The sequence below is a fragment of the Aliarcobacter trophiarum LMG 25534 genome (assembly GCF_003355515.1).
Lineage (GTDB): Bacteria > Campylobacterota > Campylobacteria > Campylobacterales > Arcobacteraceae > Aliarcobacter > Aliarcobacter trophiarum.
The window spans coordinates 1,287,839-1,310,647 of the sequence record NZ_CP031367.1 but is presented as its reverse complement, the minus strand read 5'-3'; the positions used below and the strand labels follow the sequence as shown (position 1 = coordinate 1,310,647).

21 protein-coding genes are annotated in these 22,809 nt (G+C 28.9%); 11 read left to right on the top strand and 10 right to left on the bottom strand.

Features of this window, described 5'->3' with window-relative positions:
* Positions 1-42 precede the first annotated feature (42 nt).
* A complete protein-coding gene (locus ATR_RS06765; protein ID WP_164966726.1) occupies positions 43-2,037 on the bottom strand; it encodes a PAS domain-containing sensor histidine kinase in 1,995 nt (664 codons plus the stop codon).
* Positions 2,038-2,213: 176 nt separating this feature from the next.
* Here ATR_RS06765 and ispG point away from each other — a divergent pair, with 176 nt between their 5' ends.
* From ispG to ATR_RS06730, 7 genes are all read left to right on the top strand, one after another.
* Positions 2,214-3,275 (top strand): flavodoxin-dependent (E)-4-hydroxy-3-methylbut-2-enyl-diphosphate synthase, encoded by a 1,062-nt coding sequence (ispG, locus tag ATR_RS06760; RefSeq protein ID WP_115428712.1) that lies wholly within the window; start codon positions 2,214-2,216, stop codon positions 3,273-3,275.
* Positions 3,275-4,723 (top strand): replicative DNA helicase, encoded by a 1,449-nt coding sequence (locus ATR_RS06755; protein WP_115428711.1) that lies wholly within the window; start codon positions 3,275-3,277, stop codon positions 4,721-4,723. Before ispG ends, ATR_RS06755 begins: the two co-directional genes overlap by 1 nt.
* 64 nt (positions 4,724-4,787) lie before the next feature.
* Positions 4,788-5,183 (top strand): type II secretion system protein, encoded by a 396-nt coding sequence (locus tag ATR_RS06750; protein WP_115428710.1) that lies wholly within the window; start codon positions 4,788-4,790, stop codon positions 5,181-5,183.
* 63 nt (positions 5,184-5,246) lie between these two features.
* The gene (locus tag ATR_RS06745; RefSeq protein ID WP_115428709.1) at positions 5,247-6,350 is read left to right on the top strand and encodes a DegT/DnrJ/EryC1/StrS family aminotransferase; all 1,104 of its coding nucleotides are present in this window, start codon (positions 5,247-5,249) and stop codon (positions 6,348-6,350) included.
* The gene (locus ATR_RS06740; protein ID WP_115428708.1) at positions 6,344-7,333 is read left to right on the top strand and encodes a Gfo/Idh/MocA family protein; all 990 of its coding nucleotides are present in this window, start codon (positions 6,344-6,346) and stop codon (positions 7,331-7,333) included. Before ATR_RS06745 ends, ATR_RS06740 begins: the two co-directional genes overlap by 7 nt.
* 197 nt (positions 7,334-7,530) lie before the next feature.
* A complete protein-coding gene (locus ATR_RS06735) occupies positions 7,531-9,555 on the top strand; it encodes a TonB-dependent receptor domain-containing protein (RefSeq protein WP_115428707.1) in 2,025 nt (674 codons plus the stop codon).
* Positions 9,556-9,700: 145 nt separating this feature from the next.
* Positions 9,701-10,846 carry a PepSY-associated TM helix domain-containing protein gene (locus ATR_RS06730; protein ID WP_115428706.1) on the top strand — a complete coding sequence of 382 codons (1,146 nt, stop codon included), beginning with the start codon at positions 9,701-9,703 and terminating at the stop codon, positions 10,844-10,846.
* 53 nt (positions 10,847-10,899) lie between these two features.
* On the opposite strand, the gene kcuS is transcribed toward ATR_RS06730, so the two are convergent.
* The gene (kcuS, locus tag ATR_RS06725) at positions 10,900-11,097 is read right to left on the bottom strand and encodes a KCU-star family selenoprotein (protein ID WP_115428705.1); all 198 of its coding nucleotides are present in this window, start codon (positions 11,095-11,097) and stop codon (positions 10,900-10,902) included.
* A 2-nt stretch (positions 11,098-11,099) separates the two neighbouring features.
* On the bottom strand, positions 11,100-13,199 hold the full coding sequence (locus ATR_RS06720; RefSeq protein ID WP_115428704.1) for a carbon starvation CstA family protein: 2,100 nt from the start codon (positions 13,197-13,199) through the stop codon (positions 11,100-11,102).
* A 297-nt stretch (positions 13,200-13,496) separates the two neighbouring features.
* On the opposite strand from ATR_RS06720, the gene ychF reads away from it, so the two are divergent.
* Both ychF and ATR_RS06710 read left to right on the top strand, forming a co-directional pair.
* The gene (ychF, locus tag ATR_RS06715; protein ID WP_115428703.1) at positions 13,497-14,600 is read left to right on the top strand and encodes a redox-regulated ATPase YchF; all 1,104 of its coding nucleotides are present in this window, start codon (positions 13,497-13,499) and stop codon (positions 14,598-14,600) included.
* Positions 14,601-14,630: 30 nt separating this feature from the next.
* Complete coding sequence (locus ATR_RS06710) at positions 14,631-15,455, top strand: HDOD domain-containing protein (RefSeq protein ID WP_115428702.1); 825 nt, start codon at positions 14,631-14,633, stop codon at positions 15,453-15,455.
* Between the two features lie 8 nt (positions 15,456-15,463).
* On the opposite strand, the gene recO is transcribed toward ATR_RS06710, so the two are convergent.
* From recO to ATR_RS06685, 5 genes are all read right to left on the bottom strand, one after another.
* The gene (gene recO / locus ATR_RS06705) at positions 15,464-16,078 is read right to left on the bottom strand and encodes a recombination protein RecO (RefSeq protein WP_115428701.1); all 615 of its coding nucleotides are present in this window, start codon (positions 16,076-16,078) and stop codon (positions 15,464-15,466) included.
* A gap of 13 nt (positions 16,079-16,091) precedes the next feature.
* Positions 16,092-16,355: a hypothetical protein gene (locus ATR_RS06700; protein ID WP_115428700.1), complete on the bottom strand. Its 264-nt coding sequence runs from the start codon at positions 16,353-16,355 to the stop codon at positions 16,092-16,094.
* A 224-nt stretch (positions 16,356-16,579) separates the two neighbouring features.
* Positions 16,580-17,748, bottom strand: a protein-coding gene (locus ATR_RS06695) for an IS3 family transposase (RefSeq protein WP_115427962.1) whose coding sequence is annotated in 2 segments (ribosomal slippage) — positions 16,580-17,496 and positions 17,496-17,748 — 1,170 coding nt in all. Because the reading frame shifts where the segments join, the coding sequence is not laid out codon by codon here.
* 82 nt (positions 17,749-17,830) lie between these two features.
* Positions 17,831-18,091, bottom strand: a complete 261-nt coding sequence (locus ATR_RS06690; protein WP_115428699.1) for a hypothetical protein — start codon at positions 18,089-18,091, stop codon at positions 17,831-17,833.
* A 63-nt stretch (positions 18,092-18,154) separates the two neighbouring features.
* Positions 18,155-20,419 (bottom strand): GLUG motif-containing protein, encoded by a 2,265-nt coding sequence (locus ATR_RS06685; protein WP_115428698.1) that lies wholly within the window; start codon positions 20,417-20,419, stop codon positions 18,155-18,157.
* A 312-nt stretch (positions 20,420-20,731) separates the two neighbouring features.
* On the opposite strand from ATR_RS06685, the gene ppnP reads away from it, so the two are divergent.
* Complete coding sequence (ppnP, locus tag ATR_RS06680) at positions 20,732-21,046, top strand: pyrimidine/purine nucleoside phosphorylase (protein WP_115428697.1); 315 nt, start codon at positions 20,732-20,734, stop codon at positions 21,044-21,046.
* A gap of 33 nt (positions 21,047-21,079) precedes the next feature.
* Here the strand turns inward: ppnP and ATR_RS06675 are convergent, their stop codons facing one another.
* On the bottom strand, positions 21,080-21,595 hold the full coding sequence (locus ATR_RS06675) for a nitrous oxide reductase accessory protein NosL (RefSeq protein WP_115428696.1): 516 nt from the start codon (positions 21,593-21,595) through the stop codon (positions 21,080-21,082).
* A gap of 118 nt (positions 21,596-21,713) precedes the next feature.
* On the opposite strand from ATR_RS06675, the gene ATR_RS06670 reads away from it, so the two are divergent.
* On the top strand, positions 21,714-22,070 hold the full coding sequence (locus ATR_RS06670; RefSeq protein ID WP_115428695.1) for a hypothetical protein: 357 nt from the start codon (positions 21,714-21,716) through the stop codon (positions 22,068-22,070).
* Here ATR_RS06670 and ATR_RS06665 read toward each other — a convergent pair.
* Entirely contained in the window at positions 22,067-22,807 is a 741-nt protein-coding gene (locus ATR_RS06665; protein WP_115428694.1) for a sulfite exporter TauE/SafE family protein, read from the bottom strand. The two genes, ATR_RS06670 and ATR_RS06665, sit on opposite strands and share 4 nt — an antisense overlap.
* Positions 22,808-22,809 lie beyond the last annotated feature (2 nt).

Below are 22,809 nucleotides of genomic sequence, written 5' to 3'. Positions count from 1 at the left end.
CAATAATCCGTGCATTTTACCTAAAAAAGATAAAATAAAAGTTTAATTAAAATTTATAATAATATTTAAACCTTTTAGTTTTTTATTTTTAAATTCAAACTCTTCATTTTTTAATTCAATTTTAAAATTGAGATTTCTTACAAAAAATTCATTCACTGTGAAAAGACCCAATCCTAGACCAAAAGATTGATGTTTTGTACTAAAATATGGTTCAAATATTTTCATTATAAGTTCTTCCTCAATACCATTTCCACTATCTTTAATTGATAGGATTTTATTTGAAAAGTTGATTAAAATATATCTGTCTGCTTTATTTTTATTATTAACTAGTGCATAAATTGAGTTGTCTAAAATATTCAAAATAGAGTCAGAAAAATCACTTTGGCTACAGTTTATTATAAAATCCTCGCTATATGTGAATTCACAATTAATAGAGTTCTCATCAAATATAGTTTCACAAAAGAGGATTACATTATTAACCATTTCAACTAAAGAGTAGCTAGAAGCCATATCATCTTTTTCAAAAAAGTTTGAAAAATTCTCTATAGTATTTGAGAGTTTTTTTGTATTTAAAATGATTTTATCACAAGATAGTAAAATATCATTTTTAGTTAGTTGCTTGAACTCCTCTTTTAATTTCATCCCACTTGCTATTGTGCTAATCACACTTAAAGGTTGTCTCCAATGATGAGCTATACTATTTAAAGTATTTTCTATAGCATTTATTTTTGATTGTTGAAATAGATTTCTCTGTTCATTTTTCTCTTTTTCAAGCTGTAAAATTTCATTTGTAATATCAATAAAAGTAACAATAATAGATAAATCAATTTTTGCAGTAGAAGTTTTTATACTAAAGTGTCTTAGCTCATTTTTTGAATTTTTTATAGCAGCTTTAAAGTTTTTATCTTGATTTTCAAAGATATATTCAACCCAATTTTTACCATCATAATCTTTGTTTACAATATAATCATCTTTTTTTAAATCTTCAAAAGAGTTACAAATACAAATATATTTTTTCTTAAAATCTTCAAGATTTTTGGCTAAAGGGAAAAATGACAATAGTTGTTTATTTGCATCAATTATCTCTTCTCCATCTGTTATTATTACAATATTTGGTTGAGAGTCTAAAAGGATTTTATTTTTATGATTTTGCTCTTTTATATCTCTTAGATAATATGCCAAAATAGCTGTAAATAGTATGATAAGTGCTATAACAGAAGCCAAAATTGCTTGAATTTTTACATATTTCATATTTTCTAAATTTATACTATTTAATTCCATAAAATTTATTATGTATGCTAAGTTATTGCCCTTTTCATCAAAAAGTGGATATTTTGAGATTAAATAACCATTCTCTACAATAAAATTTTCAATATTTATGTAATTCTCAATGCCATTCTCTTTTATATAGTTGTATAAATTCATATCAACATTTTCATTTGCAATGTAGTAATCATCAATGAAAAGTTTAGATAAAAGAGGATTTGTTAAATTCTTTTTAATACTTTTATCTCCTATTACAATAGGAGAGATGTTGTTTTTTACCAAATCTTCTGTGATTGAATCAAAATGTGTAATAACTTCTAAAGTCCCATAAAAATTGTTATTTTCATCGAAAATAGGAACTCTTGCTTTTATTCCTACATTAAATAGTCCAGCACTAATTGAAGTTGAAATATTTTTTAAAGCTTCTATTTTTTTTAGATCAGGTCTAAAATTAAGGCTTCCTCTTATATTTGTCCATGATCTATAAATACTATTTAAGTTACTATCAAAAATCTGAATCCAGATATTTTTATATTTTGAATTTGTCTCAATTAGTTTTGCAATTTGTTCATAATTTAGCTTTTTAAAATCTTTATTTTCTAAATTTTCATATAGATTTTTATCTTTTGATAAAGATATTGCAATAGCTAAAGATGTATTTTGTTTATCACTTATCAAATTTTGTGTTTTTTCAAAAATATTTTTGTGAGTAGCTTGATATATTGTTTCTAGTAGCTGTTTTTGTTTTTTATTTATATAATAATTTGTCAATATTATTGCAAAAAAGGTTGAGACAATAAATGCCAGTATAATTAATAATATATTTCGCTTTGTATTCAAGATATTTCTTTGTAGTTTATTTTGTGTAGATACAAGCATATAAAATAAATTCTTAGGTATAAATTAAACTTCACTTTTATTTAAACTATTTTAGATAAAATCCCAAAATGATAAAAAGATACCCAACAAAACAGATAAAAGTAGGAAATATCCTAATAGGTGGTGATGCACCAATTAGTGTACAATCAATGACATATACTAAAACATCAGATATAGAAGCAACAATTGAGCAGATAAATAGACTACATTTTGCAGGTGCTGATATTGTAAGAGTTGCAGTTCCACATATTGAAGATGCTCATGCTTTAAAAGAGATAAAAAAACAAGTAAGTTTACCAATAGTTGCAGATATTCATTTTCACTATAAATTGGCTTTAATTGCTGCTGAAGTAGTTGATTGTATAAGAATAAATCCTGGAAATATTGGAGATAAAAAAAGAGTACAAGAGGTTGTAAAAGCTTGTCAAGCTAGAAATATTCCAATAAGAGTTGGAGTAAATTGTGGAAGTTTGGAAAAAGAGTTTGAAGATAGATATGGACAAACAGCAAAGGGAATGGTTGCAAGTGCTGATTATAATATAAAATATCTGGAAGATTTGGGATTTACAGATATTAAAATATCTTTAAAAGCTTCTGATGTTCAAAGAACAGTTGAGGCTTATAGGCTTTTAAGACCTATGAATAACTATCCATTTCACTTAGGGGTAACAGAAGCTGGTACACAATTTCACTCTACAATAAAATCTTCAATTGCATTAGGAAGTTTACTTCTTGATGGAATAGGTGATACTCTAAGAGTTTCAATGACAGGAGAGCTTGAAGAGGAGATAAAAGTAGGAAAGGCTATATTAAAAGATTTAGGCATCTCAAAAGAGGGCTTAAATATTATTTCATGTCCTACTTGTGGAAGAATAGAGGCTGATTTAGTAAGTGCAGTTGCAGAGATAGAAAAAAGAACAGCACATATAAAAACTCCATTAGATGTTTCAGTTATGGGATGTGTTGTAAATGCTATTGGAGAAGCAAAAGCTGCTGATGTTGCTATTGCTTTTGGAAAAGGTAGTGGACTTGTTATGAAAAAAGGTGAAATAATTGCGAAACTTAGTGGAGATGCTTTGATTAATAAGTTTGTAGAAGAAGTTGAATTTGAAGCAAAAAGAAAAATATAATGGATAGTATTTATAGTATAAACATCGAAAGAGCAGTTTTAAGCTCAATATTTTTTAATCCTGAAGAGCTTGAAGATGTTTTGGGAGTTTTAAAAGCAAAAGATTTTTATCTTCCAGCACATAAGGCTATATTTGAAGTAATAATGAAACTTCATAGTGAAGATATGCCAATTGATGAGGATTTTGTAAGAAACAGAGTTGATAAAAAAGATGTAAATGATGAGGTTTTACTTGAGATATTAAGTGCAAATCCTATTACAAATACAAGCGCCTATGTAAAAGAGATAAAAGATGCTTCTGTAAAAAGAGAGTTAGCCTCTTTAGCAACAACTATAAAAAAAGTTGCAATTGAAGATGAAGTTAGTGCAAATGAGGCTTTAGACACTATTCAAAGTGAACTTTATAAAATCTCTACAAATAGTGCAACAAGTGAACTAAAAGATATGCAAACTGTTACAAGTGATACTTTGGCATATATTGAAAAGATGAAAAAACTAGGAAATAAATATTTAATAGGACAAACAACAGGTTTTGAATCATTAGATAGAAGAACTACTGGTTTTAATGAAGGAGATTTAGTAATTATTGCAGCACGTCCAGCTATGGGAAAAACAGCAATAGTTTTAAATATGGCTTTAAAAAATGTAGAAGCAAACAAAGGAGTAGTTTTTTTCTCTTTAGAGATGCCAGCAGAACAACTAATGTTGAGAATGTTAGCTGCAAAAACATCAATACCTCTTCAAAATCTTAGAAAAGGTGATATGGATGATAAAGAGTGGTCGAGTTTAAGTGCTGCTTTTGATGATTTAAATAGTAAAAAACTTTTTGTTGATGATGGTGGAAGTATAAATATAAATCAATTAAGAGCAAGAGTAAGAAAATTGGCACAAATTCAAGAAAACAATATTAGTCTAGTTGTAATTGATTATCTTCAACTAATGCAAGGATTAGGAAATAAAGATAGACATCAAGAGGTTTCAGATATTAGTAGAGGTTTGAAAATGTTGGCAAGAGAGCTTAAAATTCCTATAGTTGCACTTTCACAGCTAAATAGAGGACTTGAAAGCAGACCAGATAAAAGACCAATGTTAAGTGATTTAAGAGAGTCTGGAGCTATTGAGCAAGATGCCGATATTATCATGTTTGTATATAGAGATGATGTTTATAAGCAAAGAGATGAAGCTAGAAAAGAGAAAGAGGCAAAAGATAAGGGTGAAGATTATAAATCTAAATTTATAGATAAACCAATTGAAGAGGCTGAAATTATTATAGGAAAACAGAGAAATGGACCAATAGGTACAGTAAAACTAGATTTTCATAAAGCTTTAACTAAATTTATTGATAAAGATAATGAACACCATGGACAAGCTCCAATTGAGGTTGTTTTTGAAAGTGTTGCTGATGTCCAAAAAGAGACAAAAATAGATTTTCCTGATGGGGTTTTATAAAATAATATTTTTTTAAGTTATAAAATTTTACAATCAATATAAACTTTTAAAAAAGGAAGAAGCTATGAAAAGAGCCTTTTCTCTAATAGAGATTATATTTGTAATTGTGATTTTAGGGATAATTGTCTCTTTTGCTGCTCCAAAGCTTATGGATACGAAAGATAGTGCTTTGGTTTCAACTTTAAAAAGAGATGTAACTACAGCTATAAACACTATTCAAAGTTACTATTTGTTAAATCAAGAAATAGAAGATATAAAAGATGTTATAAATATTGGTGATACAAACTGGGATATAGAAAAATTAAAAATGAGTGATAAAAACTCTTGTATAAAATTAGAAATTAAGAAAAATCAAAATATTGTATCCATAGATGTTCAAGTTGATAGTACAAAAGATAGTACTATTTGTAAAAAAATAAGAGATAGTGGTTTGGTTTCAAAGGTTTATGAGGTCTATTAAAAATACTATAAGATTAAGTGATTTTTAAGTACAATTCGCCTTATTTTTTACTTAAGGAATCAAATGCAAATAGATTTTGCCAACTTAAAAATCCAACATAAATTATACCAAGAAGAGATAGAAGGGGCTATTATAAAAGTTGCACGGGATTGTAACTTTATAATGGGTGCTCAAATAGATGAACTTGAAAGAAAGCTAGAAGAATTCACAGGTTCAAAATATGCGATAACATGTTCAAGTGGGACAGATGCTTTGCTTCTTGCTATGATGGCTTTAGATATACAACCAGATGATGAAATAATCACAACACCATTTACATTTTTTGCAACAGCAGAAACAATAGCTTTCCTAAAAGCTAAACCAGTGTTTGTTGATATTGATGAGAGAACATATAATATAGATCCAAAAAAGATAGAAGAGAAAATAACTTCTAAAACAAAAGCTATTATTCCAGTATCTTTGTATGGGCAACCGTGTGATATGGATGAGATAAATGAGATAGCAAAAAAATATAACCTTAAAGTGATAGTAGATGGAGCTCAAAGCTTTGGCTCTACTTATAAAGGTATTAGTGACTCAAACCTTGGTGATATATCTTGTACTTCTTTCTTTCCTGCAAAACCATTAGGTTGTTATGGAGATGGAGGGGCAGTTTTTACAAATGATGAAAAACTAGCAAATAAAATAAAATCTCTAAGACTTCATGGACAATCAATTCGTTACCATCACCAATATATAGGTATGGGAGGGAGACTTGATACAATTCAAGCAGCAGTTTTAAATGTAAAATTAAAATACTATCCTAAAGATTTAAAACTAAGACAAGATGTTGCAGTTAAATATACAAAAGCATTAAATGCAAAAAATATAGAAACTCCTTTTGTAAAAGAGGATAGAACATCAGCTTGGGCACAATACTCAATAAGAGTAAAAAATAGAGATGAGCTACAAACAAAATTACAAAACTTAGGAATTCCAACAGCAGTACATTACCCAATGCCCTTACATGTACAGGAGTGCTTTAAATACTTAAATTTAAAAGAGGGAGATTTTCCAATTTCAGAGAGAGTATCAAAAGAGATAATGAGTTTACCAATGAACCCTTATGTTACTGATGAAGAGGTTGAATATATTGTAGGAAATTTAGTAAAAGAGATACAATGTTAAATGTTGCACTTGTAGGATTTGGTTATTGGGGACCAAATATTGCTAGAAATATAAATAATAATCCAAACTTAAATCTTCATACTATTTGTGATATGTTAGATGAAAATTTAGAAAAAGCACATAAAATATATGCATCATCAACAAACTATGAAAAAGATTTTAGCAAAGTTTTAGATGATAAAACTATAGATATTGTAGCTGTTGCTACACAAACTAGTAGTCACTATTATTTAATAAAACAAGCACTATTGGCTTCTAAAAATGTATATGTGGAAAAACCTTTTACCGCTACTTTAAAAGAGGCAGAAGAGCTTGAAGAGTTAGCAAGAAAACAGAATAAAATCATACATATAGATCATATTATGATTTTTCATCCAGCAATAAAAAAGATAAAAGAGATAATCTCTAGTGGTGAAATAGGGGAAGTTTTATTTATAAATTCAACTAGAAAAAGTTTAGGACAATTTAGAAAAGATGTGAGTTCTATGTGGGACTTAGCAGTTCATGATTTATCTATAATAGACTATTTAATGGATGGAAAAAACCCAATAAGCATAAAAGCAAGTGGTGAAAAATTTTACAATCCAAAAGAGAGTATCACTTTTGTAAATCTAAAGTATGATAGCTTTTCTGTACATCTTGAATCAAACTGGCTAAGCCCAATAAAAGAGCGAAATATAACTATTATTGGTTCTAAAAAAATGCTTGTTTATGAAGATTTAAAATTAGAGAATAAACTTACAATTTATGAAAAAAGTGTGGAGGTTGTAAGCGGACAAAATATTATGGATGAAAACTATTTGGTAAAAACAAATGAGTTTGGAACTTATTCTCCTTATATAAAACCAGAAGATGCTTTGTATAATAGTATAGAACATTTTAGAATTGCAATTATAAATCAAAAACAATCTTTATCAAACCCATCTCAAGCAATTAGAGTTCATAAAATTCTAGAAATCGCAGATAAAAATATGAGTATGTAAGATTTTATCTTACATATTTTTAAAATATTTTAATAATCACTATCAATTTTACCTTACTTTAAGAAAAAACTATTAATATTTCATTTCCTTTTTGTTAATTATAATAATGATTATCAAAAATAAAATAGATTCTCCTAAAATCTATTTTAAAACAATTAAAGTTAAAAAAGAAAGAAAATATATAAAAGGAAAGAGAAATGAAAATAAAAATGGTATTAAGTGTAGCTTCTATCTTAGTTACACAAAATCTACTTTTTGCAAATGAGACTACAAAACTTGATGATATTCAAGTTGTAACTACTGCTTCTGGATTTGAGCAAAATGTTGCTGATGCACCAGCTTCAATTTCAGTAATTACAGCAGATGAACTACAAAAAAAATCATATACAGATGTTATAGATGCTGTTAAAAATATACCAGGTGTTGCTGTAGCTGGTGGTGGGAATAATCAAGAAATCACAATTCGTGGAATGGGAGCAAATTATACAAAATATTTAATTGATGGTAAGCCAATAAGTGCAGGAAGAGCTATAAATGGAAATGGTACAGATGGTGGAAAAATTGGTGCATATTTACCGCCAATAGATATGATTGAAAGAATAGAGATTGTAAGAGGACCTATGAGTTCACTTTATGGAAGTGATGCAATGGGTGGAGTTATAAATATTATTACAAAAAAAGCTTCTAGTGATACTTGGAAAGGAAGTATAACTCCTGAATATACAAAATCTGCAAATGATTACTCAAATGATAATTATGGAGCAAGTATGTTTTTGACAGGTCCTCTAATCAAAGATAAATTATCTTTAAGTTTAGATGGAAGTTTTCAAGGTACTGATGAAAGTGATTATGTAGGTGGAGAAGGGCAAAAATCTGGTTCAAGTGAGTCTGAAAAGAAAGTTAGAAAAATAGGAAGTGAGCTTACTTGGAATGTTGATGAACACAATGATTTAGGCTTAAGATATGACTTTATAAGACAAGAGTATAAAACAACATTAGGTAAAAGTGTAGATGTTGCTAGTCAAGCTTCAACTAATGAAAATGAAAAAGATGTTTATACAGTTAGCCATAAAGCAAAATATGATGATTTTATAGTAAACACTTATTATCAAGATGAAACAACAAAAAAAGTGTATGACTTAGGTGGTACAGACGAAAAAAAAGAGGAGTTAAAAACTTTTAATACTCAAGGTTCATTCTTTATTGGAACTCATGCTTTAACAGTTGGTGGACAGTATCAAAAAGAAAAAATTATAGATACTACAAATGGTTTAGCTAGTGTAACAGGAGTAACAGAACTTGATAGATGGCTTTTAGCATTATATGCAGAAGATGAGTGGAGTATAACAGATAGTTTTGCTTTAACTTCTGGAGCTAGATACAATAAAGATGAGTATTTTGGAAGTGAAGTAACTCCTAGAATTTATGGAGTTTATCATTTAACAGATAATCTAACTTTAAAAGGTGGTGTAAGTACAGGGTATAAACAACCAACAATTAGCCAAATTTCAGAAGGTTTTGGTAGCAGAACTGGAAAAGGTAGTGCTGTAATTATTGGTAATCCAGATTTAAAACCTGAAAAAAGTATTAGTTATGAAGCTGGAATAAACTATTCTAATGATGATATAGGATTATTTAGTAGTTTAATGTTTTATCAATCAGATTTTAAGGACAAGATTGTTGAAAGCAGACTTTGTGACTCTCCAGGTACTAATAATGGTTCACCACAAGCTCAATGGAAATGTTCTGCAAATGGAAAACCTTATAGATTTGTTAGTCAAATGGAAAATGTTGATGATGCTGAAATGAAAGGTATAGAGTTTAGTTTAGATTATGATTTACTTGAGAATTTAACTGCAAGTACAAGTTATACATATACTAAAACTGAGCAAAAAAGTGGAGATTTTAAGGGAGAAGCTTTAAATAAAATGCCAAAGGATATGATAAATGCTGGTCTTGATTGGGATATATCAAAGGTTTGGAATGCTTGGACACAATATAATTATAGAGGTAAAACAAGTGACTATTTAAGTAGAACTTCTATGAGCAGTGGAACACCAGGATATGGTACTTTTGATGCAGGAATTGTATATAAGGCTACAAAAGATTTAAGCTTAAAAGCTGGTATTTATAATATTGCAAATAAAGAGATTACTAATGATGATTATGATGTTGTTCTTGAGGGTAGAAGATATACTGTTGGTATGAATATGAGATTCTAAAATATATTTTAATTTTCCAAAAAGAGATAAGTAGATTACTACTTATCTCTTTTTTATTAATATTATAATAACAATTATCAATCTTGTTAAAGTAGTGTTAAAATTGCTTAGATAAGATTTTTCTAAAATAAAGGAGTATAGCTTTATGCATAAGTCGATTTGGTTTCAGCTTCATTGGTTTTTTGGAGCAATTTTTGGAGTTTTACTATTACTAATTGGAGTTAGTGGAGCAGTTTTATCTTATGAAAAAGAGATATTAAATCTTATCAATAAAGATACATATTATGTACAAAATCTAGATAATAAATCAAGATTAGAGCAAAGTGAAGTATTAAAAATTTATCAAGAAAATAATATAGATACAAAGATAAATAGTATCTCTTTTTCAAGTTTAGAAAACTCTAGTATTGTTTTAAATATAGAAAAAGAGGGTGCTAGGAAAGGCTTGAATATATATTTAAATCCATATACAGCTGAGGTTTTACCACAAATTGTAGGAAAAGATTTTTTTATGTTTTTCTTCTCTTTACATAGATGGCTTACCTTTTCAGGTGATACTCAGTGGATAGGAAAACAACTTGTTGCAATTTCAACTATTGTTGCTATTTTTTTAACTATTGGTGGAGTAGTTGTATATTGGCCACGAATTAAAGCAAACTTTCTAAAAAGTTTTACCTTTAGTTTTAAATATAAAAAGAGAGCATTTGTCTCAATACTTCATAGCTCTTTGGGTATGTGGGTAGTTCCATTTTTTATTATAATGTGTATTACAGGGCTTTACTGGTCGTATGATTGGTATAGGGGAGCAATGTTTACAGTTATGGGAGTAGAACAGCCAAAAAGAGTATCACAAAAAGTAGAAGCCAATAATAAGCCACAAACAATAGTTTATGATAATATAAGCAAATCTATTGAAATATTTAAGCAAAATGTAGCAAAAGAGTATAAAAATGCAAATTTAAGATTAACTCCTTCAAAAGATGGTATATATACAATCTCTTATTTATATGCAAATGCAACACACTTTAGAGAGACAAACTCTATGGAAATTGACCCAAATAGCTCTTTAGTAGTAAAAGATACAAAATTTGAAGATAAAAAATTAAATGAACAACTAATGGCTAGTATGTTGCCACTTCATAGTGGAGAGTATTTTGGTTGGTTTGGACAATTATCATACTTTATATCCTCTTTTCTTATGGCACTTTTTGCTATTACTGGATATATGTTATATTATGATAGATGGAAGAAAAAAAAAGCAAAAGCTTTAAAAGAAAAAGTTAAAAGCTAAGGTTATAAACCTTAGCTTTTTTTATGTTTAGTAGAAACTCTACTCTTAAAAGTTTAACAACACTTCTTAAAACCGCCTGTGTTATACTTTCTATCTAAGCTCTCTTTAAAAAACTCTCCACGACTTAAAACATCTCTTCCTGGATGAGTTCTTTTCATATGTTCAAGATATTTTTCATAGCTAGAAAGCCCCACAAGGGGATGAAAAAACTTTTCAGATTTTTCATAAAATGCCTTTATCTTGTCTAGCACCTTTAACTCTTTTTAAGGCTATCAAGTGCTACATAAGGCTCTTCTTTTAGAGGAATTTTTAGTTTTCCAATAGCTATTAAAACTGTAGAAATAATTACAAGAGAAGTTGCAAACATAAAGAAAATAGCTAAGATAGCATTTACTATATTTGAAATTTTAATTTTACTAGCTGAGCTAATGCTAGCTTCTAGTTTTGCTTTCTCTTCAGGTGTAGTTACAAGTTTTAATTCAGCTTCAAATTTCTCTATATTTTTTGATTGAATTTGAGCAACAGCTACGTGGCTTACAGCATTATGAACTCTATCTCCCTCTTTATATGGAAGTACTTTTTGAACTCCACCTGTTAATGTTGCAGTTAATACAAAAACAGCAGGGATTAATGTAACCCATGTATATCTTGTTTTCCCCATTTTAATTAAAACAACTGTTCCTAAAAGTAAAGCCATACCAGCTAACATTTGGTTACTTACTCCAAATAGTGGCCAAAGTGAATATATTCCACCTTTTGGATCAATTGCTCCTTGGTATAAGAAATATCCCCATCCAGCAACACTTAAAAAAGTAGCGATAACACCTGCAAAATAGTTATTTGTATTTCCTAAAGGTTTATAAACATTTCCTAAAATATCTTGAACCATAAATCTACAAGCACGAGTTCCTGCATCTACAGCAGTTAAAATAAATAGAGCTTCAAATAAAATAGCAAAGTGGTACCAAAATCCCATCATATCTATTCCACCTATTAACTCATGAAGTACAAGTGCAACCCCAATAGCAAATGTAGGAGCTCCTCCTGTTCTTGATAAAATTGTTTGTTCACCTATATTTTTTGTAAGTTCAATTATCTCATTTGGAGTTACAGTAAATCCCCAAGAAGAGATAGTTTGAGCTACTTGAACTATATCAGTTCCTATAAATGCAGGTGCAGAGTTTATAGCAAAATATAATCCTGGATGTAAAATAGTTGCACAAATTAGAGCCATAATAGCAACAGCACTCTCCATTAACATAGAACCATATCCAACAGAAAGAGCATGAGTTTCATTTTCTAGCATTTTTGGAGTTGTTCCACTTGAAATTAGTGCGTGAAATCCACTAATAGCACCACAAGCAATTGTAATAAATAAAAATGGGAAAATAGCACCTGCGAATACTGGACCTGTTCCATCAAAATATTGTGGATTTGTTTTTGGCATTTGAATATCTGGTGCTACAATTACAATAGCTATTGCCATAAGTACAATTACTCCAATTTTCAAAAATGTTGATAGATAATCTCTAGGAGCTAATAAGAACCAAACAGGCAAAATTGCAGCTATAAATCCATATGCCATCATAATAAATGATAGAGTAACAGCATCAAAAGTAAATCTAGCCGCCCAAACTGGATCAGCTGCTATTACACTTCCATAATGAATTGCAAATATCAGTAAGATAAATCCAATAATTGAAGCTTCTCCAACTTTACCAGGTCTTAAAAATCTCATATATAGACCCATAAAAATAGCAATTGGAATAGTCATAGCAATAGTGAAAAGTCCCCAAGGAGAAACTGCAAGTGCTTTTACAACAACCATTGCTAAAATTGCAATAATAATTAGCATAATTCCAAATATTGCAATCATTGTTACTGCACCTGTAAAAGTTCCTAACTCCTCTTTTATAATCTCACCTAAAGATTTTCCATTTCTTCTTGAAGATATAAATAAAACTACAAAATCGTGAACTGCTCCCGCAAATACTCCACCTACAAGTATCCAAAGCATTGAAGGTAAATATCCTAATTGAGCTGCCAAAATTGGACCAACAAGTGGACCAGCTCCTGCAATTGCAGCAAAATGGTGACCAAAGAGAACAGATCTATTTGTAGGAACAAAATCTCTTCCATCATCATGAATTTGTGCTGGAGTTGCTCTATTTTTGTCTAAACCTAAAACTGTATAAGCTACAAATCTTCCATAAAATCTATATGCAATCATATAGATACAAACAGCTGCAACAACCAAATACATGGCTGATACTGTCTCTCCTTTTTGCAATGCCAAATAACCAAAGCAGACAGCTCCAATTACGGCAATTGCACCCCATAATAATTTGTTCATACAAAATCCTTTTCTCTATAAAATTTAAACCATTAAGTTTACTCTTAAAAAAATAAAATAAAAGTTAAATAAAAAAGCTATTTAAAGGCTTATGTTGATTTTTTAACAATTTTTATATTTTAATTATGAGTGGTTTTTATAAATTTTATATAAGGCTTTAATGGATACAAAAAAAGATTAATCTTTATAATCTAAAGAAATATTGAACAATAGATAAAATATAACTTTAAAAGAAAAATTATAAATATTTAGCTAAAATGTAAACTTCATTAAAAATAACATAATAAAGGGAAAAAAATGGGATTAGGTGTAGGAATAGTAGGTTTGCCAAATGTAGGAAAAAGTACAACTTTTAATGCTCTAACAAAGGCACAAAATGCAGAAGCACAAAACTATCCATTTTGTACAATTGAGCCAAATAAAGCTATTGTACCAGTACCAGATAAAAGACTTGACGAATTAGCAAAAATTGTAAACCCTGATAAAATTCAGCATTCGACTATTGACTTTGTGGATATTGCTGGGCTTGTAAGAGGTGCTAGTAAGGGTGAAGGTTTAGGAAATCAATTTTTATCAAATATTAGAGAAGTTGAAGTGATACTTCATATGGTGAGATGTTTTGAAGATGGAAATATTACTCATGTTGAAGGAGATGTAAATCCACTTAGAGATATAGAAATTATTGAAACAGAGCTTATTTATGCAGATATCTCTCAACTTGAAAAAAAGATTGAAAGACTTAAAAAACAAGCAAAGGGAAGTAAAGAAGCAGCGGCTCAGCTTGTAATTGCTGAAGAGTTATATACTCACATTGGAGAGTTAGAACCTGTTAAAACATTTGAAAATTGTGATAATGAAGCGTTTATAAGTTTAGATAAAGAGCTTAGATTTTTATCTAATAAAGATGTTATTTATGGTGCAAATGTAGATGAGGATACTTTAACAACTGGAACAAACAAATATGTTGAAATTGTAAAAGAGTATGCAAAAAGTGTAAACTCAGATGTTATAGTTTTATGTGCAAAAATAGAAGAAGAGCTTGTTGGACTTGAAGATGATGAGGCAAAAGCATTCTTGGATGATTTAGGAGTTGCTGAGTCTGGACTAGAGCAAATTATTCAAAAAGCATTTGATAAATTAGGACTTCAAAGCTATTTTACAGCTGGAAAAGTAGAGGTGCGTTCTTGGACAATAAGAAAAAATACAAAAGCTCCACAAGCTGCTGCGGTTATTCATAATGATTTTGAAAAAGGTTTTATAAAAGCTGAGGTAATCTCTTATGAGGATTATATAAAGTTTGGTGGTGAGACTAAATGTAAAGATGCTGGAAAACTAAGACTTGAAGGAAAAGATTATATAGTGCAAGATGGTGATGTTATGCACTTTAGATTTAATGTTTAGAGTTTTTAAAAATCTTAATAGGAGAATGCTTTGGAAATTGAGGAATTAGTAAGAAGGGTTGATGCACTTCCACCTCTTCCACGAACTATTATTTTAATTGAAGAGTATCGAAGAAAAAGTGAAAAAGAGATAAGTGAGTTACATGATATTATAAGTAAAGATGCTCTAATTGTAACAAATCTCTTAAAAATAGCAAATTCTGCAATGTTTGGATTTAGAAGTAAAGTTGAAACTCCTCTTAGAGCGATATCTTTGTTGGGAATAAATTTTACAATATCTGTTGCAATATCTGCTAGTAGCCAAAAAATATTGATAACAACTCTGGCTCCTTACGGACTTACAAATGATAATTTTATGAACTCTTCAAATATTGCATCTGTATTAGCAAGTTTATGGTTGGGAAAAATCGATGAAACTCTTAGAGATGAGATTATTTTACCTGCATTGTTACTTGATATTGGAAAATATATTATTGCTGATATAGTTATGAATGAGGATAAACAAAAAGAGTTTAAGGCAAAAATAGATGAGGGGATTTTCTCTATAGAAGAGGTAGAAAAAGAGATTGTAGGTTTTTCTAGCTCATTTGTAACAGCTCAGATATTTAAGCATTGGAAATTAAGCCCAAAATTAGTTAATGCTATAGAGTTTGTAGATGATGTAGAAAATGCTCCAGAAGATTTTAAAGAGAAAGCAAAAATCTTAAATGTTATAAAAACTGTTGCAAATATAAAAGAACCTTTGAGTGAAAAATATATAAAAGAGGCTATTGTTAAAGCAAAAAAATATGGATTTGATGTAAAAATATTATCTCAAACTATAGAAAACCTTAAAAGAAAAATAGAGTTATCTTAAAAGCTATTTTAAAGTCCAAGAAGTAGAATCTCGAAAAGATTTTCTACTTCATCATCATTTAGATTTATAGCTTTTTTTGTAGAGAAAAGTTCTTTTATCTTTTTATAATCAAAAACCTTACCTCTTATACACTCTTTATGAACAGGTAAAAAACCTCTTACAATAGATAAATTACTATCTATCGCAACTTCACAAATAAGACATTCAAAATCTGTATGAAGTCTTCCTTCATGCTCTAAAAGCGATAGATATGACTCTAAAATAGCTCTATAAACATTTTGTTTCTCTATTCTTGAAATTAAATTTTCTAGAAGAAAAAAGTAAAATGGCTCTAAATCATGAAGCTCTTTTAAATGAACATAAAAAAGCTTAAGATATCTTTGCCAAGCATACATTTTTTGACTATTCAAAATCCAAGGGAAGCCTAACTGAATTACATCCTTTAGTCTTGCAATGGAAGATTTTGTACTTTCAAGCTCAAAATCTATTTTATATCCAATATTTATATTTGAGTGCCTTGCTCCATAAAATCTGTATGTTGTAATAAGTTCATTTTCACATATAATAGTGACAATTAAATCATCATCTTTTACAGCTTTTATATCAATAATATAGCCTTGCACATCTTAATCTTTTTTAATCTGCATCCATTCCTTCAAGCATCTCAACTATTTCATCATAAATCTCTTTTGCCTCTTCATCATCTATCTCACCTGCATCTAAATCATTTAAAAGCTCTTCAAACTCTTTTTTCATCTCTTGCATATTTGCTAACTCCTCTTTTAGCTCAGGAGTCTCTTTCTTTGCAGCAATTATTTCAAAAATATCATCTATATACTCTTCGATTTCAACTAAAACTTCGTCATTTATTATATCTTTAAGTTCTTTCTGGATACTCATATTTACACCTTATTTAAATTTCCGAATTATATCAAAAAGTTTATAGCCTTTTGCTTCAATAAAAACTTATTTATCTCCTAGTTAGAAACTATAAAAGAGTTAAAAACTTGGCTTAGTTCCTGGGTTGGTAACTTAATTCCACCATCTTTTAGCTCTATATTTGTATCTCTTTTTTTATGAATTATGTTTATATCTGGAATGACCCCAAGTTAGTAGACACTTTTTTAATCAGTTAACACCTTTGGTTGAGTAACACTATCATTGTATCTTTTCTCAAATTCATTTGGACTTATAAAATCTAAAAAACTATGTCGTCTTTTTGCGTTATAAAACATTTCTATATATTCAAATATTTTATCTCTAGCTTCTGCTCTTGTATGAAATATAGTTTTTCTAACTAATTCTTTTTTTAATGTCTTAAAAAAACTCTCTGCTACTGCATTATCATAACAATTACCTCTACGGCTCATACTTGGGATAATATTATGATGCTTTAAAAATGTTTGGTATTCATAAGAACTATATTGGCTACCTTGATCTGAATGAAGAATTACTTTATGATTTTTAATTCTGTGAGTTGTTTTTTTCAAAGCTTTAATAATTAAAGATGTTGATTGTCTATGTCCTGTTGCCCAACCAATTATTTTTCTTGAATAAAGATCTATAACTGTAGCTAAATATAACCATCCTTCATAAGTTCTGATATATGTGATATCACTAACCCAAGATTCATTTGGTTTATATGTTAAAAAACATTGTTTTAAATGATTTGGATGTGCTTTATGAATTGAACCAGCCTTATGCTTTGGTTTTCTTTTATAATTTCCTATTCCACAAAGTTTTGCTTCTTTCATTAATCTTGCAACTCTTTTCTTATTTACATGTATATTTGAAGCCTTTAAATCTTTATGAATATTTCTATATCCATATATCCCATTTGACTCTCTATATGCTTTTTTTATCTCTTGTAAAATTTGTTGATTTTCAATCTCTAAATTTGAAATAGGTTGTTTTAACCATTTATAATACCCACTAGGATGAACTTTCAATACAGTACACATTCTTCTGATTGTGTACTGTATTTGATACTCCTTTATAAATGCGTACTTTAATTTGGGTTGTTTGCAAAGTACGCTGCGGCCTTTTTTAAAATATCCCTCTCTTCTGTAACTCTCTTTAATTCTTTTTGCAATCTTTTTATTTCAGCTGTTGTATCTTGAGTTTTTTTTATTTCTACTTCAGCTTCTGGTGATTTGTATTTTTTTATCCAGTTTCTCAAAGAATCATAATGGACACCTAACCTCTCAGCTGTTTCAACAACCCCATATCCATTTTCTATAACTTGTTTTACAGCATCTCTTCTAAACTCTTCACTATATTCTCTTCTTGCCATTTTTAATTCCTTCAATTGTTTACAATTTTCTCTAAATTGTTATTTTAATTAACTGAATAAATTTCTGTCTACTTTTTTGGGGTCATTCCATATCATCTATATTAAATCTATCTTTTTTATAGATAAAACTATTATAAGCGATACTTTTTATAATTTCACCATGTTTATCACCTTTAGCATATTTATTAGGTTTGCTAGGCTTATTAGGTTTTTCAACTTCACTTGGAGTATCTACAGGTTTGATTACCCAATTACCATTTGAGTCAAATGTTGGAATATCTAGAGCATTTTCATCAAGAGTTATAGTCCATCCATGGCTTTTATAAAGCTCTATATCTGCCATCTCATCAGTTGTTTTAGAATATACCCAAGATTGATTTGATTGGTTATTTCCTATACCATTTGTTTAAGTTGATTTTTCTTTATTATAAAAAGAGCTAAATATCTCTCCCTCATTAGTTCCAGCAAATCCTCCAACAGAACTTCCTATTCCTCTTACAGCTCCTATTGAATAACTTTTTTTAATAGTTCCAGCATCGTTCCAACCAACAAATCCTCCAACAAAATCTTCTCCAAATACATCTCCAGTTGCATATGAATCTTTTATCTCTGAGTTTCGATTATATCCAACAAGTCCTCCAACAGAAGTATTACCTGTTACAGTTCCTGTTGCATATGAGTTAGAAATATTAGAGTTGTCTTTATTTTCTCCAATAAGCCCTCCAACCATTTCTTCTCCACTTACATTACCTGTTGCATATGAATTAGATATAGTAGAGCTATTATAATTAAATCCAACAAGACCTCCAATATAATATTCTCCAGTTACAGTTCCAGTTGCATGTGAATTTGTTATATTAGTTTTCTCATTTACTCCAACAAGACCTCCAATATAATCTTCTCCACTTACATCTCCTGTTGCATATGAGTTAGATATAGAAGAGTTATAATTACTTCCAACAAGTCCTCCAACAGAAGTATTACCTGTTACAGTTCCTGTAGCATATGAGTTAGATATAGAAGAGTTTTCATTAAATCCAACAAGCCCTCCAACATACTTATTTCCTTTTATATCTACATCTGTTAATCCAACATTTCTTATAGTAGCACCTCGGGCATATCCAAATAGTCCTACATCAACACTATTTTCTCTATTTATATAAAGATTTGAGATAGTATTACCTAAACCATCAAAAATTCCTGTAAATGGATTGGAAACATTTCCAATTGGAATAAATCCTAAACCACCATTCCAACCTGATGTAGCATTAGCATGTATATCAACACCTAATACATAGTTTTTATTTAAGTCTAAACTGATATCTTGTAAATCTTGTAAATCAGTTATTATAATGTAATCTTTTAAATTACTACTATCACTTCCTTTTTGTGTAGAGAAACTTGAAGTGCCAAATAACTCTACTTTTGCTCCATTCTTACTATCTATATAGTAGTTACTATCTCCTCCATCAGCTGTTTTTTGTCCATATTTTAAAAATAGTTTTCCATTACCACCAACAACTATTGTATTATTTATAAAAATATCATTTTGAGCATTTAAAACAAGTGCACTATTATTATTCCAAGAGATATCATCATTTACATAGATATTACCTTTACCATTTGTTTGTGTTGTTCCTAGTATACTTTGGATAATAACATCTGTAGAGTTTAGATTATTAGAAAGAGTAGTTCCACTTATATCTCCACCACTAGAAGCTACTATAAAGTCTGTTGGGTCAATTAACCATTTATTTGCATATACTTTAAATCCATCAGCTACTTTTACTCTATCTCCACTTGTTTCTACAAAGCTACCTTTTGCCTCTATTGTTCCATCTATATTTGCAGTTCCACCATGGGCAAAGATAATTACTTCACTTTGTAAATCATCTAAAGAGTTTGCTTTTATTACTCCTTTTTGGTTTATTACACTTTTTAGTATCTCATCTTTTGCGTTTGTTGTTAGATATACATTCCCTCCATTAGCAATTATCATATTATTATTCTCTACTAATGCATTCATTGCACCTTTATTCACTTTTAATGATATTAAAGAGTTATCATTCAAGCTTATTGTTACATCTTCTGCTCCAACTAGGTGTATTACTCCTTTATGTATCTCTATTTTCCCATTATTTATTACACTATTTGCTACGAATGCTGCGTATGCCTTATCTTGCAATAATATATCTGCATTATTCTCTATACTCTCATTTGATTTACCTTTAAAGTTATAGTTTCCTTTATTAAAATCCTCATCTGAAAGCTCTTTTGTTGTAACTAGCAATCCTGCTGTATTTATCTTTGCATTCTTCCCAAACACTGTACCTTTTGAGTTCAACAACCATACTTGTCCATTTGCATTTAAGGCTCCATCTATTATTGATTTCTCATTCCCTATTACTCTATTTAATGTGATTGAATTCTTATTTGGTTGATTAAAGTTTACTGTCTCATTTTTATTTATTGAAAAATCTTTCCAATTTATTGTAGCTTTATTACTTAACTGGTCTATATTTGTTACATTACCATTCTTTGAGATATTTGCATTACCACTTGTTACATTCCCTCCACTTGGTGCTCCATACAAACAACTTGAAATAACTAAAGATACCAATCCACCTTTTAGTATTCTAAATCTATTTTTATACTCTTTATTGAAATTCATCTTATACCTCTTTATAATTTATTTTATTTATGTTTAGACTTTGAAAATAAAAGTTTTATTAAGTACATAGTAATTAGTCGTATAAATAAAACAATCATCCTTAAAAATATAATTGTGAATATTATAAAAATAAAACTTTATTTGTTATTAATAGTGCAAAACTAATTTATTTAAAAGATTTTTATAAATTAAGTTAAGAAAAAAATATTTTGATGTTTGAAAATTTAATTGATTAGATACTTTTTTATCATTTTCATAAATATCGTATAATTGATTTGATATAATATTGCGATAAATTTTAAGGAGACTAGAATGTCATATTTTAAAGGTGTTTCTATAGCAAAAGCTGCAAATATTTTATATGAAGGAAATATTACAAGTAGATCTATCACATTTGAAGATGGAAGTAAAAAGACTTTAGGGATTATGTTGGCTGGTGAGTATGAACTTAATACTGTAAATAAAGAGATTATAGATATTCAAAGAGGAAAAATTGATTTGTTGCTTCCTGCATCTGATTGGCAAGAGTTTGATGGACCAGCATCTTTTACTATTCCTGCAAATACTAAATTTAGATTAAGAGTTCATAGTTTAGTTGATTATTGTTGCTCTTTTATTAAAGATTGATTTGTTTAAACAATGCGAAAAAATCGCATTTGTTTAATGATGTTTTGTTGGTAAGATATCTAAACTTATTTCGTTGAATTTTAAAACTTTAGTTCCAAAATGGTCTTTTAAAAACTCATTTGCACTATTTTCATCTTTGAATGGAACTAACTCATTTCCCATAGGTCCCATAACATTTGAACCAATTACAAAAAATGCATTTCTTGCATCTACTTGCTCAAGAGTATAGTAATCAATAACACTTATAATTGAATTTTTTAAATCAATATTTTTTATATACTTTGTTGGCTCAGAGTAAAACTTTATCATATCTTTTACTCCATCAAAATAGAAAATCTCTTTTTCTACTTGTATAGTAGCTACCCATTTATCATATTTTGCTACAAACATACCACAAACAGAACATTTTGCATCTTGTGGAATAGTTAAACTACTGTGCTCACTATTAATCTGATTTGTATTGTGATTTTGCATATTGTGGTTTGAATGATCCATTGCAAACATAGTTGTACTTAAAAGTAACATTGAAATAAAAACTTTTTTTCTCATAATCTACCCTTTTAAAAAATTTTATAAGTATATGAAAAATTAGTTAATTTTTAGTTAAGTGTTTACCCTTTTTTACGAAGAATGTTTGTATAATTTACAAAAATAAAAGGTGATTTAGATGTTATTGGGAAAATGTCCATATTGTGATGATGGAGAGATTGAAGTAAGAAAAAAAGAGGTTAGGGGCAAAAAGGTTGAACTCTATGCTTGTAGCAATGCTTCTTGGACGACAGAAGATGGTGAATTTTTTGAATTAACATCTACTTCAAAGTGTGGCTTTAAAATTTGGCAAAATAGTCTTGGACGATATGGGCATTGGTTAAAACATAAAGAGATAAGAGAGCTTTTAAGTGAAGGTGAAATAAATATAAAATTAAAAACTCAAAAAAAGTTTGGACTTAAAAATGAAGATAGAAAAGAGTACTATAAAACTGCTATTTTACACTCAGAATATGGTATTCAGATTTTGTTTTAAAAATTTACTGTCTTATAAATCATAATTCCTAAAACAAAAAGATTAAGAAGTAAAACAAATTTTTTATAGCTAGTTGCTTGTGTTTTTTCTTTTATTTTTATTCCAAAATATACTCCAAATAAAGAGCCAATCCCAATAATAGCTCCCTCATAATAGAGCATATTTCCATAAATTGAAGTTGATATAAATCCACCAATAGAAGAAAAAATAACAAAAAATAGCCCCAAAGCAGTAGCTATTTTTAAATCATATTTTAAAAATTGAACTAAGATTGGAAGAAGCATAAGTGAGCCACCAATCCCAATACTCATAGCAAATATTCCAACACAAAAACCAATAAATGCAAGTAAAAATATATTTTTATCTGGTTGTACTACCTCTTGAGAAGCAGGGGCTTTAAATAGAGTATAAACTGTATAAATAAGTACTAAAATAAAAAGATATTGAAGATAAATATCTGGAATTGAAGGTAGAAAGTAACCACTAAAAAGTCCTCCAAGACTAGCACCAAGACCTAAGATTATACCATCTCTAAATAGACCTTTTATTTTTTTTGAGTTTAAAAAAGAGCCATATATAGATGAAAAAACCATTTGCATAATTGATATAGCAACAGCTTCTTTCATAGCAAATCCAGCAACCAAAAGCATTGGAATTAAAATACTTCCACCACCAATTCCAAAAAAACCTGAGGTAAAGCCAGTTATTAATCCAAATGCAATTAGTTCAAATTCCAAAA